The organism is Pseudomonas sp. SMN11, from assembly GCF_052041945.1.
In the GTDB taxonomy this organism is placed as follows: Bacteria; Pseudomonadota; Gammaproteobacteria; order Pseudomonadales; family Pseudomonadaceae; genus Aquipseudomonas.
Genome location: NZ_JBKGGW010000026.1, coordinates 77,539 through 93,017, shown reverse-complemented (window position 1 = coordinate 93,017; position 15,479 = coordinate 77,539). Strand labels below are relative to the sequence as shown.

The window sequence follows — 15,479 nt, the reverse complement described above, 5'->3', positions numbered from 1 at the left end:
GGCGGTGACCATGACCTCCCGCTTGCGCGAACAAGGCCTGGAGGCCGACGTGCGCGCGCTGTTCGAGCAACCGACCCTGGCCGGCTATGCAGCCATCACAGACAGAATGGAGATCGTCCTGTGAGTATCAACCAACTACTGGCAACACTTTCGGCCAACAACGTGCAGCTGGCGCTCAAGGACGGCCAGCTGGTGGTCCAGGGCAACCGTCAGGCGCTGACCGACGCTGCACTGGTGGCACGCCTGCGTGAACACAAGCCGGCGCTGGTGGCGCTGATCGAAAGCGGTGAATACGTGGCTGTAAAGCAGGGCACGGTGCACGTGCCGGGCAACCTGATCCCGCCGGGATGCGCGCGGATCACCCCGGCGCTGGTCAACCTGGCCGAGCTGGACCAGGACACCCTCGACCGGCTGGTCGCCGAAATACCCGGCGGTGCTGCCAATGTCCAGGATATCTACCCGCTGGCGCCGCTGCAGCAGGGCATGCTGTTCCACCACGCCAGCGCCAACGGCCACGATCCTTACGTGATGCAGGCACGCTTCGTATTCGCCAGCGAGGCGCGCCTGCAGGCGTTCGCCCAGGCCTTGCGCGGGGTGATCGTGCGGCACGATATCCTGCGCACCTCGGTGCACTGGACAGGCCTGGAAACGCCGCTGCAGGTGGTATGGCGGCATGCCGAGCTGCAGGTGCTGGCGCTGCCCGCCGATGACCCGGCGCGTGCCTGGCTCGACCTGACCCAGGCCCCGCTGATGCGCCTGTTGCGCGAGGCGCCCGAGGCCGATGGCAGGCTCCGTGCCACCTTGCAGTTCCACCATATCGCCATGGACCACAGCGCCCTGGAGGTGGTGCGCCACGAGCTGATCGCCTTCCTCAGCGGCGAAGATCAGCAGTTGGGCACGCCGGTGCCGTTTCGCAACTACGTGGCGCAGGCGGTGCTGGGGGTCAGCCAAGCGCAGCACGAGGCGTTCTTCCGCGACATGCTCGGTGATATCGACGAAGCGACCCTGGCCTATGGCATCCAGGACGTACAGGGCGAGGGCGACAGCCACCAAGAGCACGCCATCGACCTGCCGCTTGCCCTGTGCCAGCGCCTGCGCGCCCATGCCCGCAGCCTTGGCGTGAGCGTTGCCAGTGTGTTCCACCTGGCCTGGGGTCGGGTGCTCGGTGGCCTGACCGGGCGCGAGCAGGTGGTATTCGGTACGGTGCTGATGGGCCGCCTGCTCGGTGCAGAGGCCACCGACCGGGCACTGGGGATCTTCATCAACACCTTGCCGTTGCGGGTCGACTTGGGCGACAGCGACCTGCCGACAGCCATCCGCGCTACACACCAGCGCCTGAGTGCGCTGATGCGTCATGAGCATGCGCCGCTGGCCCTGGCCCAGCGTTGCAGCGGCGTGGCGGCCCCGGCGCCACTGTTCAATGCCTTGCTCAACTATCGCCATAGCCCTGTGAACAGCCCGGTCGGGGCAGCCGCGCCACGCCGGGCAGCGTTGGCCGGTATCGATATCGTCGACTCCGCCGAGGCCACCAACTACCCGTTGACCTTGAGTGTCGATGACCTTGGTGAAGCTTTCCGCCTGACCTTGCTGGCCAGCGCCGAGGTGCCCGCCGAGCGCGTCTGCGCCTACCTGCAGCAGACGCTGGAAAGCCTGCTGCAGACGCCCGGGGCCCAGGTGCTGGCGCTGCCGATGCTGCCGCACAGCGAGCGCCATGCACTGCTGGAAGGGTTCAATGACTACGCGGCCGGCTTCGAGGCGACGCTGACCCTGCACCGGCGCATCGAAAACCAGGCGCAAGCGCACCCGGACACCGTCGCCGCCCGTTGCGGCGAGCAGGCATTGAGCTATGCCGAACTCAACCACCAGGCCAATGCACTGGCGCACCGGCTGATCGCGCTGGGCGTGCGCCCCGATGATCGTGTGGCGGTGCTCGCCCGCCGAGGGCTGGAGACGTTGGTCGGGTTGCTGGCCGTGCTCAAGGCCGGTGCCGGCTATGTCCCCATCGACCCGGCGCACCCGGATGAGCGGGTGCACTACCTGCTGGGCGACAGCACCCCGGTGGTGGTGCTCACCCAGCAGGCACTGCGCGGGCGCCTGGGGGCCGTCGCAGTGCCGGTGCTGCTGCTGGACCAGCCAGACTGGCCGGCCCAGGCCGGCAACCCGAGCGTGGCGACACTGGAGGCCAGCCACCTGGCCTATGTCATCTACACCTCAGGCTCCACCGGCCAGCCCAAAGGGGTGATGGTCGAGCACCGCACCGTCAACAACCTGGTCGACTGGCACTGCCGCGCCTTCGACCTGTGCCACGGCCGCCACACCTCATGCCTGGCCGGTTTCGGCTTCGATGCCATGGCCTGGGAGGTCTGGCCGGCGCTGTGCGCGGGGGCCACGCTGCACCTGGCGCCGCCCGCTGAAGGCAACGAAGACCTCGACGCCATGCTGGCCTGGTGGCGCGGCCAACCCCTGGACGTGAGCTTCCTGCCCACGCCAGTGGCCGAATATGCCTTCAGCCACCAGCTCGAACACCCGACCCTGCGCACCCTGCTGATCGGCGGCGATCGGCTGCGCCAGTTCAACCGTACCCAGCGCTTTGCCGTGGTCAACAACTACGGCCCGACCGAAACCACCGTGGTGGCCAGCTCTGGGGTGGTCGAGGCGGGCGGGGTGCTGCATATCGGCCGGCCAGTGGACAACGCGCGCCTGTACGTGCTCGACGCGCACCGCCAGCTGGCGCCGCTGGGGGTGCCGGGCGAACTGTACATCGGGGGTGCCGGGGTTGCCCGGGGTTACCTGAACCGCCCTGAGTTGACCGCCGAACGCTTTCTCGATGACCCCTTTAGCGCAGGCGGCCGCCTGTACCGCAGCGGCGACCTGGTGCGCTGGCTGGCCGATGGCACCCTCGAGTACCTGGGGCGCAACGATGACCAGGTGAAGATCCGTGGCGTGCGCATCGAGCTGGGCGAGATCGAGAGCCGCCTGGCCAGCCTGCCAGGTATCAACGAGGCCGTGGTGCTGGCGCGGGAGGACCAACCCGGGCAGCCGCGCCTGGTGGCGTATTTCACCCCCCAGCCCGATGTCGAGGCGGCTACCCCGGAGAGCCTGCGCGCCCAGTTGCAGGCACACCTGCCTGAATACATGGTGCCGGTGGCGTTCGTCGAGCTGCAGGCCCTGCCGCTGACCGCCAACGGCAAGCTCGACCGCCGCGCCTTGCCCAGGCCCGAGCGTTCGGCGCTGTTCGAGCAAGGCTATGAGGCCCCCGTGGGCGAACTGGAACAGGCCCTGGCGCAGATCTGGGCCGAGCTGCTGCAAGTCGAGCGGGTGGGGCGGCGTGACCACTTCTTTGCCTTGGGTGGGCATTCGCTGCTGGCCATGCGCATGGTTTCGCAGGTGCGCCTGCGTCTGGGCGTGGAGCTGACACTGGCCGAGCTGTTTGCCAATGCCGAGCTCGCGGCAGTGGCCGAGGTGCTGGCGGGGGCGGGGCGCAGCGCGCTGCCAGCGATCGTCCCGGTACCCCGCGAGCAGCCATTACCCATGTCGTTCGCCCAGCAACGGCTGTGGTTCCTGGCGCAGATGGACGGCGGCAACCAGGCCTACAACGTGCCGCTGGCCCTGGGCCTGCGCGGGCCGCTGGATGACGACGCGCTGGAGTGCGCGCTGCTGCGCATCGTCGAGCGCCATGAAACCCTGCGCAGCCATTTCGTGCCGCGCGATGACAGCGCCGAGGTGATCATTGGCACCAGCGCGGGCGCGGGGTGGTTCCAGCGCGAAGAGATTGGCCTGGATGCCTTGCCCGGCAAGCTGCGCGAAGAAGCCAGCAGGCCCTTCGACCTGGCCCACGGGCCGTTGCTGCGGGCGCGGTTGCTGCGCCTGGGTACCGAGCAGCATGTGCTGGCCTTGACCGTGCACCATATCGTGGCCGACGGCTGGTCGCTGGGGGTACTGACGCGCGAACTGAGCGCCCTGTATCTGGCCCTGCGCCAAGGCCTGGAAGACCCGCTGCCGCCACTGGCCATCCAGTATGGCGACTACGCGGTGTGGCAGCGGCGCTGGCTTGCCGGCGAGCAATTGCAGCGCCAGGCCGATTACTGGCGCGAGGCGCTGGACGGCGCGCCGAGCCTGTTGAAACTGCCGAGCGACCGGCCACGGCCGGAGCGCCAGGACTTCGCCGGGGCCAGCCTGCCGGTGCAGCTGGACCCGCGCCTGGCGGCCGGCCTGCGCACCCTGGCCCAGCGCCATGGGGTGACCTTGTACATGACTGTGCTGGGCGCCTGGGCCACCTTGCTGGCCAGGCTGTCCGGGCAACAGGAGGTGGTGATCGGCTGCCCGGTGGCCGGCCGTGGTCACGCTGAACTCGAGGCGCTGGCGGGGTTGTTCGTCAATACCCTGGCCATTCGCATCGACAGCGGCTCAGCGGCCACTGCCGAGGCGTTGCTCGAGCAGGTCAAGGCCCGGGTGCTGGCGGCCCAGGCGCATCAGGACCTGCCGTTCGAACAGGTGGTCGAGATCGTCCGGCCGGCCCGTAGCCTTGGCCACACGCCGCTGTTCCAGGCGACCCTGAACTGGCAGGCGACCCAGGGCGCCGCCCTGCAGCTGCAAGGCTTGCAGCTCGAAGCCGTGGCCCAGGCCGCGCAGGTGGCCAAGTTCGACCTCAGCCTGAACCTGGGGGAGCATGACGACGTCGTAGCCGGCAGCCTGGAATACGCCACGGCGTTGTTCGACGAGATCACCGCGCAGCGCTACCTCGGATACCTGCAAACTTTGTTGTGGGCCATGGTTGGTAACGACCAGGCGCCGCTGGAGCGGGTCGAGCTGATCGGCGAGGACGAGCGCCAGGCGCTGCTGCACACCTTCAATGCCACGACGGCGGATTACCCCCGCGACCTCAGCGTCGCCCAGCTGTTCGAGCAGCGTGCAGCCTGCCACCCACTGGCCCTGGCGGCCGTGCATGGGGAGCAAGCGCTGAGCTATGGCGAACTCAACCTGCAGGCCAATCGCCTGGCCCATCACCTGATCGCCGAAGGCGTCGCGCCTGGCACCTGCGTGGCGATCCTGCTGCCGCGCTCGCTGCCTTTGCTGGTGGCGCAACTGGCGGTGCTCAAGTGTGCGGCGGTGTATGTGCCGCTGGATATCCATGCGCCGGTCGAGCGCCAGGCTTTCATGGTCGAAGACTGCCAAGCCGTCGTGTTGCTTACCCTGGCCGAAACTGAGGCGGACTTCCCGGCGCGTCGCCTGGACCTCGACACGCTGATGCTTGACCCGCAAGCCGGGCATGACCCGGGCCTGGCGCAGGATGCCGGCAGCGCCGCCTACGTGATGTACACCTCGGGCACCACCGGCCAGCCGAAGGGCGTGTGCGTGCCGCACCGCGGCATTGCCCGCCTGGTGCTGAACAATGGCTATGCCGACTTCAATGCCCAGGACCGCATCGCCTTTGCCTCCAACCCGGCGTTCGATGCCAGCACCATGGACGTCTGGGGCGCGCTGCTCAATGGCGGGCAGGTGCGCGTGGTCGATCACCAGAAGCTGATCGACCCTCAGCGTTTCGCCAGGGCGCTCGTGGATGACGGCATCACCGTGCTGTTCCTGACCACGGCGCTGTTCAACCAGTACGTGCAGCAGCTGCCCGAGGCACTGGCTGGCCTGCGCATTCTCATCAGCGGCGGCGAGCGTGCCGAGCCTGCGGCCTTCCGCGCCATGCTGGAGCGAGCGCCGGGCCTGCGCCTGATCAATGGCTACGGGCCGACCGAGACCACGACGTTTGCAGTGGCGTGTGCCGTTCAGGGGCTGGCGCCGAATGCCACTCAGGTGCCGATTGGCCGACCTATCGGCAACACCCAGGTCTATGTGCTCGATGCCCATTACCAGTTGGTGCCGCGTGGGGTGGTCGGCGAGCTGTACATCGGTGGCGATGGGGTGGCACTGGGTTACCTCAATCGCTCTGAGCTCACTGCCGAGCGCTTCATCGACGACCCGTTCAGCCAGCGGCCCGGGGCCAGGCTCTACCGTACCGGCGACCTGGTGCGCTGGCAGCCTGACGGCCAGCTGGAATGCCTGGGCCGCAATGACGACCAGGTGAAGATCCGTGGTTTTCGTATCGAGCTGGGCGAAATCAGGCAACAGCTGTCGCAGTGCCCGGGCATTGGCGACGTGCAGGTGTCGGCGCTGGCGGACGGGCAAGGGCCGTTGCGCCTGGTCGCCTGGTTCACCCGCCACGATGCGGCGCTGGACGCCAGTGCACTGCGCAGCTTCCTGCGCGGTCGGCTGCCCGACTACATGCTGCCGGGTGCCTATGTGGCACTGGCGCGGATGCCGCTGACCAACAATGGCAAGGTCGATCACAAGGCGCTACCGCAACCCGGCCCGCAGGACTTTGCTGCTGCGGCCTACGAAGCACCCCAGGGTGAACGCGAAACGCTGTTGGCCCAGCTGTGGGGTGAGCTGCTGCAGGTGGAGCAGGTCGGGCGTCAGGACCGCTTCTTCGAGCTGGGCGGCCATTCGTTGCTGGCCATGCGCATGCTCGCCCAGGTGCGTCAGCGGCTAAGTTTGGAGCTGGCCTTGGGCGAGCTGTTCGCCGATGACAGCCTGGCAGCGGTCGCCGCCAGCCTGGGCAGCCATGCCGAGCGTGCCTTGCCAGCGATCCAGCCGGCCCCCCGGCTGGGCAGCCTGCCGCTGTCGTTCGCCCAGCAGCGCTTGTGGTTCCTGGCGCAGATGAGCGGGGGCAGCACGGCCTATCACATCCCCCTCGGCCTGCACCTGCGCGGCGCGCTGGATGCGCTGGCGCTGGAGCGCGCGCTGCGGCGGCTGGTCGAACGTCACGAGAGCCTGCGCAGTCACTTTGTGGAGCAGGATGGCGAGCCGCGCGTGGTGCTGGCAGCGGACGCGCGCGGTTTCCAACTGGCCCTGGAAGATGCGCGCGATCTGCACGAGCAGGCGCTGGCGCAACGGGTAGAACTGCACGCCAGCGAGCCCTTTGCGCTGAACCATGACTTGCCGATTCGTGGCTGCTTGCTGCAACGCGCCGAGGATCACCACATCCTGCTGCTGACCGTGCACCACCTGGTCGCCGATGGCTGGTCGCTGGCGGTGCTGGTGAGGGAGCTGGGCGCGCTTTACCAGGCGTTCAGCGCTGATCGCGACGACCCGTTGCCGCCTTTGCCGGTGCAGTATCTGGACTATGCACTGTGGCAGCGGCGCTGGCTGAGCGCCGAAGCCCTGCAGCGCCAGGCCGACTATTGGCGCGACCGGCTGAGCGGCGCGCCAACCCTGCTCAGCCTGCCATGGGACCGACCACGGCCAGAGCGCCAGCAGTATGCCGGTGACAGCGTGGCGCTCAGCCTGGACCCACGCCTGAGCCTGGAACTCAAGGCCGTGTGCCGGGCCCAGGGCGTGACCCCGTACATGCTGTTCATGGCGGCCTGGGCGGTATTGCTGGCACGCCTGGCCGGCCAGGATGAAGTGGTGATCGGCTCGCCGCTGGCCAACCGCCGGCAGGCGGAGGTGGACGGCCTGATCGGCATGTTCGTCAATTCCATCGCCTTGCGCGTGGACACGTCGGGCTCACCGGAGGTGGCCACGCTGCTGGCGCGGCTCAAGGCCGCAGTGCTCGAAGCCCAGGCCCATCAGGACCTGCCGTTCGAGCAGGTGGTCGAGGCCGTGCGCCCGCAGCGCAGTCTGGCCCATACGCCGCTGTACCAGGCGTCGCTGGACTGGGATGCCACGCCCGAGCGCCAGGCCCTGGAGCTGGGCGATCTGGCGGTGACGGCACTGGGCGGGCAGGCGCGCATCGCCAAGTTCGACCTGAGCTTGAGCATGGGCGAGGGCGCCGATGGCTTCAGCGGCGGCATCGTGTTTGCCACTGCGCTGTTCGAACGGGCTACCGTCGAACGCTATGTGGGTTATCTGGAGCAATTGCTGTGGACCTTCGCAGAAGGCGAGCACGCCGTTCCGGCCCACACCGGGTTGCCCGATGCCGACGAGCGCAAGCGGCTGTTGCTGACATTCAATGACACGGCGGTCGATTACAACCTCGAGCAGACCTTGCATGGCCTGATCGAGGCGCAGGTTGCGCGTACCCCGGATGCGCTCGCCGTGCGCGCTGAAGAGGGTGATCTGAGCTATCGCCAGCTCAACGAACAGTCCAACCGCCTGGCGCATCACCTGATCGACCTTGGCGTCAAACCGGATGATCGTGTGGCGATCTGCGTCGAGCGTGGCCTGTCGATGGTGGTCGGGCTGCTGGCGATCCTCAAGGCCGGGGGCGCCTATGTGCCGGTCGATCCGGATTACCCGGCCGAGCGCGTGCGGCACATGTTGACCGACAGCGCGCCAGTGGCAGTGCTGGTGCACGCGGCGACCCGCCATGTGCCGGATGCTGGGCAGATCATCGATCTGGATCAGCCGTCCTGGAGCGATCAATCGGCTGACAACCCTGTTGTCGCTGGATTGACGCCACGCCATCTGGCCTATGTCATCTACACCTCAGGCTCGACCGGCTTGCCGAAGGGCGTGATGAACGAGCATGCCGGCGTGGTCAACCGTTTGTTGTGGATGCAGGACGCCTATCAGCTGGGCGCCAATGACGTGGTGCTGCAGAAGACCCCGTTCAGCTTCGACGTTTCGGTCTGGGAGTTCCTCTGGCCGCTGCAGACTGGCGCCCGCCTGGTCATGGCCCGCCCAGGCGGACACCGCGATCCCGAGTACCTGCGCCAGGTTATCCAGAACGAAGGCGTCACCACCTTGCACTTCGTCCCCTCGATGCTGGATGTATACCTGTCTTCAGCAGCGAGCACGTCCCCTGTAGGAGCGGCTTTAGCCGCGATCACCGGCGAAGCCGGTGCCATCAAACGCGTCCTGTGCAGCGGCGAGGCCCTGCCAGGCAGCCTCGTGCGCCGTTTCCACGCACAACTCCCCACTGTCGAACTGCACAACCTTTACGGCCCCACCGAAGCCGCCGTGGACGTCAGCGCCTGGCACTGCGTAACTGCACCCGACAACACCCCGATCGGCAAACCCATCGCCAACACCACCCTGTACGTACTCGATGGCCAAGGCCAACCGGTACCGCAAGGCGTGGCCGGCGAGTTGTTCATCGGCGGTGTACAGGTCGCCCGTGGCTACCTCAACCGCGCCGAACTCACCGCCGAACGCTTCCTCGACGACCCGTTCCGCCCAGGCGGACGGCTGTACCGCACCGGCGACCTTGCACGCCACTTGCCAGACGGCAATATCGAATACCTGGGCCGCAACGACGATCAGGTGAAAATCCGCGGCCTGCGCATCGAACTGGGTGAGATCCAGGCCGGCCTGACTGCCATCGATGGCATCAAGGAAGCCGTGGTGATCGCCCGCGACCAGCGCCTGATCGCCTACTACACCGGCACAGCGCAAACCGTGGAAGCCCTGCGCACGGCACTGCTCGCGCACCTGCCGGAGTTCATGGTCCCGGCGCAGTTCATGTACCTCGACGCCTTGCCGCTGAGCCCCAACGGCAAGCTCGACCGCAAGGCGCTGCCGGCACCCGACGCCCTTCAGGACCGCCCTTATGAAGCACCAGAAGGCGACACCGAAACCCTGCTGGCCGGCATCTGGTGCGAGCTGCTGGGTGTGGAACGGGTAGGGCGCCACGACAACTTCTTCGAACTGGGTGGCCATTCCCTGGCTGCGATTCGCCTGATCGACAAACTTGGCAAAGCCGGCCTGGCGGCCGCAATCAACGACGTGTTCCAGCAGCCCAGCGTGGCGGCACTGGCCCGGCATCTGGATGCCAGCCGCAACGGACACGCGCAGACCGTTGTCACGGTACGCGCCAGCGGTTCACAGGCGCCGCTGTTCCTCGTCCACGAATTCACCGGCCTGGACTTCTACTTCCCGGTGCTGGGCCAGCACCTAACAGGCGACTTCCCGATCTACGGCCTGCCGGGTATTCCCGGTGGTGAAGCACAACCGCGCACGCTGGAGTGCCTGGCACGCTACCAGATCGCGCAGCTGCGCAAGGTCCAGCCCCGTGGCCCGTATCGCCTGGCCGGTTGGTCGTTCGGTGGCGTGCTGGCCTTCGAAATGGCCAACCAGCTGCTGGGTGCGGACGAGGGGGTCGAGTTCCTCGGCCTGATCGACACCTACGTGCCCCGCCTGGCCGACCAGGGCAAGGCCCGCTGGCAAGGCCCGCGCGCCCTGGAAAACCAGCTGCTGCTCACCTGCAACAGCTTCTGGCGCACCCAGGGCGAGGCCGGGACCGCGCCGCTGGCGCAACTGCAGCGTCTGGAGGCCCGGCAAAGCGATTTCGCCAGCCTGCTCGCCAGCTGCCGCGAACACCATCTGCTCTACGGCCTGTGGTCGAGCATGAGCGATGTGCAGCTACGCGACTACTTCGAGCGTGAACTGGCCCACGGTCATGCCATGGCCCATTACCGCCTGGCGCCACTGGACATACCGGTGCACCTGTTCCGCGCCGAGCAAGGCAGCGACAGCTTGGCGAGCCTGGGCTGGCGCGAGACATTGCCGGGCCAGGTGCTGCTCGAAGTCGGCGTCCCCGGCGATCACCGCAGCATGATGCAGGCCCCCCACGTTGCAACGCTGGGAGAGGCGATCGCCCGGGCGCTCGATCAGCTGCAGGTGCCTGCCGAGCAGCCGGCCTATCAGCCGTTGGTCGCGATCCAGAGCGGGCAGCCGGGCCATGCCCCGCTGTTCTGCGTGCCCGGTGCCGGCGACAGCGTCACCAGCTTCATCGGCTTGGCCGAAGCGCTGGGCCCGGACTGGCCACTGTACGGCCTGCAGGCGCGGGGCCTGGATGGCAGCCGGGTGCCGCACGGTGCCGTGGAGGCTGCCGCCGACTGCCACGTGCAGGCCATCGAAGACTTGTACCCGCAAGGGCCGCTGAACCTGGTCGGCCATTCGTTCGGGGGCTGGGTCGCGCACGCCATGGCGGCGCGTTTCGAGGCCAAGGGGCGCCAGGTGCGTTCGCTGACCCTGATCGACAGCGAGGCGCCGGGCGAGGCGGGCTCATGTGGCAGGCCTTACACCTTCGGCGAGGCGCTGGAGAAGCTGATTCACGCGCTGCAATTGTCCACCGGCAAGGCCTTGGGCATCGAGCCGCAGGCTTTCGCCCAGGCCAGCGACGACGAGCAATTGCGCCAGCTGCACGCGGGCATGGTACGCATCGGCCTGCTGCCGGCCCGCTCGGCGCCGCGGGCGCTGGATGGCACGGTGCGGACCTTCGCCACGGCGCTGCGTACCCGCTACCAGCCGCGCATGAACTACAGCGGGCCAGCAGGGCTGGTGCTGGTGGACGACCCGAGCCTGGACGCGGCCGGCAACGCTCGTGAACAGGCAGCGATGCAAACCGGCTGGCAGGCGCTGATGCCGCAATTGGCGCTGTGGCAGGGGCCGGGCGACCACTTCAGCATCCTCAAGGTCCCGGATGTGTTCAGCCTCGCGGCCTGGTGGCACGACGGCCAGGCGCTGCAGCTCGGCAAGGTGACCCCGTAATTCCGTGGGGCTGCACCGCAGCCCCATTGGCTTGATGAGAATTCATTGGAAGTGAGTGTTCATGGATAAGTCCAGATTCCGCAAGTTCAGCCTCGGCGCCGCCGTGGCCCTGGTCGCCGGCATCAGCCTGTATGCCATCCAGGCCCCGGCCAAGCCGCCGCAGTACATCGTTGCCACGGTGGAGAAGGGCGACATCGAGAACGCGGTGCTCGCCACCGGCATGCTCGAGGGCATCAAGCAGGTGGACGTCGGTGCCCAGGTCTCCGGGCAGCTCAAATCGCTCAAGGTCAAGCTCGGCGACAAGGTCAGCCAGGGCCAGTGGCTGGCCGAGATCGACCCGCTGGTGTTGCGCAATACCTTGCGCCAGGCCGAGGTCGACGAGGAAAAACTGCAAGCCGAAAAACGTTCGACCCAAGCCCAGCTGCGCCAGGCCAAGCGTGTGTACGAGCGCTACCGTGAGCTACAGTCCGATGAGTCGGTGTCGCGCCAGGACTTCGAAAACGCCGAATCGGATTACGAGGTGAAACAGGCCTCGGTGCGTTCGCTGGACGCGCAGATCCAGAGCGCCCGGGTGGAGATCGACACGGCCAAGGTCAACCTTGGCTATACCCGCATTAACGCACCGATCACCGGCCATGTGGTGGGCATAGTCACCCAGGAAGGGCAGACCGTGATTGCCAACCAGCTGGCGCCGGTGCTGCTCAAGCTCGCCGACCTCGACACCATGACGGTCAAGGCGCAGGTCTCCGAAGCCGACGTGATCCACATCACCCCCGGCCAGGAGGTGTACTTCACCATCCTCGGCGAGGACAAGCGCTACTACGCCAAGCTGCGCGGCACCGAGCCCGCGCCGCAGAACTACGCGCAAAGCACCGACAAGAGCGACGGCAGCAGCACCAAACCCAAGGGCGCGGTGTTTTACAACGCCCTGTTCGAAGTGCCCAACCCCGACCACCGTCTGCGCATCTCGATGACCGCCCAGGTGCACATCGTTCTGGACACCGCCGAGGGCGTGCTGACCATGCCGGTGGCGGCGCTGGGCCTGCGCAATGGCGATGGCAGCTTCCCGGTACGGGTGCTCGATGCCAAGGGTTTTGCCCAGGTGCGTAATGTGCAGACCGGCATCAACAACAACGTCAAGGTGCAGATCAAGGACGGCCTGGCCGAAGGTGACCGGGTGGTGATCGGCGAGCCAGTATCCGGCGAAGCAGGGGCTTGAGCATGAACATGACTGTCGAGCTGACCCCGCACCTGGCAGTCGCCAGCGGCCAGGGCGAGCCCTTGCTGTGCCTGCAGGGGGTGACCCGCAGCTTTCTTGCCGGCGACCGCGAGTTCCACGCGCTCAAGGGCATCGACCTGCAGATCCGCAGCGGCGAGCTGGTGGCGATCATCGGCGCATCCGGCTCGGGCAAGTCGACCCTGATGAACATCCTCGGTTGCCTGGATAACGCCAGCAGCGGCAGCTACCAGGTCGGCGGCCAGGAAACCCGCGAACTGGACGACGATGCACTGGCCGCACTGCGCCGCGACCACTTCGGTTTCATCTTCCAGCGCTACCACCTGCTGCCGCACCTGGATGCCCTGCACAACGTCGAGATCCCGGCCGTTTATGCCGGCTTGCCCCAGGGCCAGCGCCACCAGCGGGCGCGCGAGCTGCTGACACGTCTGGGCCTGGCCGGCCACCTCGAGCACCGCCCCAGCCAGCTCTCCGGTGGCCAGCAACAGCGGGTGAGTATCTGCCGGGCGCTGATGAACGGTGGCCAAGTGATCCTCGCCGACGAACCGACCGGCGCCCTGGACACTGCCAGTGGCAAGGAGGTGATGAACATCCTGCTGGAACTGCATGGCGCCGGGCACACGGTGATTCTGGTCACCCATGACCCCAAGGTTGCCGCCCACGCCGAACGGATCATCGAGGTCAGCGACGGGCAGATCATCAGCGACCGCAGCAACGCCCGCGAGGCCTTGCCCGCACTGGTTGCGGAGCCTGCGCCGAAGGCGCACGCCACTCGGCGCCTGGTGGCCAGCCTGGGGATGTTTCGCGAGGCGTTCAAGATGGCCTGGATCGCACTGGTCTCGCACCGCATGCGCACCTTGCTGACTATGCTCGGGATCGTCATCGGCATCACCTCGGTGGTGTCCATCTCGGCCATCGGCGAAGGTGCCAAGGGCTACGTGCTCAAGGACATCCAGGCAATCGGCAGCAACACCATCGACATCTATTCGGGCAGCAACTTCGGCGACAGCAGGGCCAAGACCATCGAGACCCTGCTACCGGCCGACGTGGCGGCGCTGAATGCGCTGTATTACGTGGACAGCGCCACCCCGGTGATCGGCCAGAGCACCCTGGTGCGCTACCGCAACCTGGATGTCGACGTGCAACTCAACGGGGTCAGCGAGCACTATTTCCAGGTGCGCAACATTCCGTTGGCCGCGGGCATCGTGTTCAGCGCCGACGACGCCCGGCGCCAGGCCCAGGTGGTGGTGATCGATCACAATACCCGCAAGCGCCTGTTCGGCAGCAATGTCGACCCGTTGGGGCAGGTGATCCTGGTCGGCAACCTGCCTTGCACGGTGATCGGTGTCACGGCCGAGAACAAGAACCTGTTCGTCGCCAGCAACCAGCTGAACATCTGGGTACCCTACGAAACCGCAGCCGGACGCGTGCTCGGCCAGCGTCACCTGGACAGTATCAGCGTGCGTATCAAGGACGGCGTGCCGAGCAAGCGGGTGGAAGAGGAGGTGACCAAGGTCATGTTGCAGCGCCACGGCACCAAGGACTTCTTCACCAACAACCTCGACAGCATCATGCAGACGGTGCAGAAGACCAGCCGCTCGCTGACCCTGCTGCTGTCGCTGATTGCGGTGATTTCGCTGGTGGTGGGCGGTATCGGGGTGATGAACATCATGCTGGTGTCGGTGACCGAGCGCACCCGCGAGATCGGCATCCGCATGGCGGTGGGGGCGCGGCAGTCGGACATTCGCCAGCAGTTTCTGGTGGAGGCGGTGATGGTCTGCCTGTTTGGCGGAGTGGTGGGGATCGGGCTGTCGTATGGGATCGGCTATCTGTTCGAGCTGTTCGTGAAACAGTGGGAGATGGTGTTCTCGCCGGCGTCGATCGTCATGGCCTTTGCCTGCTCGACCTTGATCGGCGTGGTGTTCGGGTTCGTGCCCGCAAGGAACGCGGCGCGGCTTGATCCGATCGAGGCGTTGGCCAGGGATTGAGGTTAGCCTGTGCCGGCCCTTTCGCGGGGCAAGCCCGTTCCTACAGAGGCTGCGGTAAACCTGTAGGAGCGGGCTTGCCCCGCGAAAGGGCCGGCACAGGCTAAAAAGATTCAGGCCTTGGCATACATCCAACGCATCAACGAATGCCGCCCGCTGATCCCCAGCTTGATCGCCGCCCGGCGCAGGTAGCTCTCCACGGTATTGACCTTCAGCTTCAGCCGCTCGGCCTGTTCCGGCGCCGTGTGCCCGGCCAGCAACCCCAGGCACACCTGGCACTCTCGCGCCGACAGCTTCAACCCGCTATGGGCGATTCGCTCCAGAAAACGCGCCTCGAGGCTTTCCGGCGAGCTGCGCACGGGGTTCGGTTGCAGGGCCCTGATATGTTTGTCGAGCATTGGCAACAGCAAAGGGGAGATCGCGTCGAGGCTGCTGCGTTCGGTTGCCGAGAACTTGGCAGCGGCGCGCAGCACCTGGATCTCATAGCGCGGGTCACCCTGGCGGCGGATCGAGTGCAGGCGCGCCGGATCGTTGAAGTCACCTTCAGGGGGGTGCTCCGAGGAAAACACCGTTTCAATGACCAGCGCATCTGGCGCCTGAGGCTCGAGCGCTGCCACCGGCACCTGGCGAATCTGCATGGCATCGATGGTCAGGTGGGCCTGGATCAGGTCGTGCAGCATGCGCGGGAACTGACGGCTGCCGGTGCTGGCAATGACTTTGCCGATCTGTGGGTAGAGCAAGTGCGAATTCATCGTGTCATCCATGAGGTCCGG

The 15,479-nt window shown here is 66.9% G+C and carries 4 protein-coding genes; 3 read left to right on the top strand and 1 reads right to left on the bottom strand.

Features of this window, described 5'->3' with window-relative positions:
- The first annotated feature begins 120 nt into the window (after positions 1-120).
- The 3 genes from ACLEJU_RS20100 to ACLEJU_RS20090 all read left to right on the top strand — a co-directional run bounded on the left by ACLEJU_RS20100 (position 121) and on the right by ACLEJU_RS20090 (position 14,709).
- Positions 121-11,484, top strand: coding sequence for an amino acid adenylation domain-containing protein (locus ACLEJU_RS20100; protein ID WP_435425343.1), 11,364 nt, complete (start codon positions 121-123; stop codon positions 11,482-11,484).
- Between the two features lie 61 nt (positions 11,485-11,545).
- Positions 11,546-12,703, top strand: a complete 1,158-nt coding sequence (gene macA / locus ACLEJU_RS20095) for a macrolide transporter subunit MacA (protein WP_099814051.1) — start codon at positions 11,546-11,548, stop codon at positions 12,701-12,703.
- 2 nt (positions 12,704-12,705) lie between these two features.
- The gene (locus ACLEJU_RS20090; RefSeq protein ID WP_435425344.1) at positions 12,706-14,709 is read left to right on the top strand and encodes a MacB family efflux pump subunit; all 2,004 of its coding nucleotides are present in this window, start codon (positions 12,706-12,708) and stop codon (positions 14,707-14,709) included.
- Positions 14,710-14,819: 110 nt separating this feature from the next.
- Here the strand turns inward: ACLEJU_RS20090 and ACLEJU_RS20085 are convergent, their stop codons facing one another.
- Complete coding sequence (locus ACLEJU_RS20085; protein ID WP_435425516.1) at positions 14,820-15,458, bottom strand: helix-turn-helix transcriptional regulator; 639 nt, start codon at positions 15,456-15,458, stop codon at positions 14,820-14,822.
- Between the last annotated feature and the right edge of the window lie 21 nt (positions 15,459-15,479).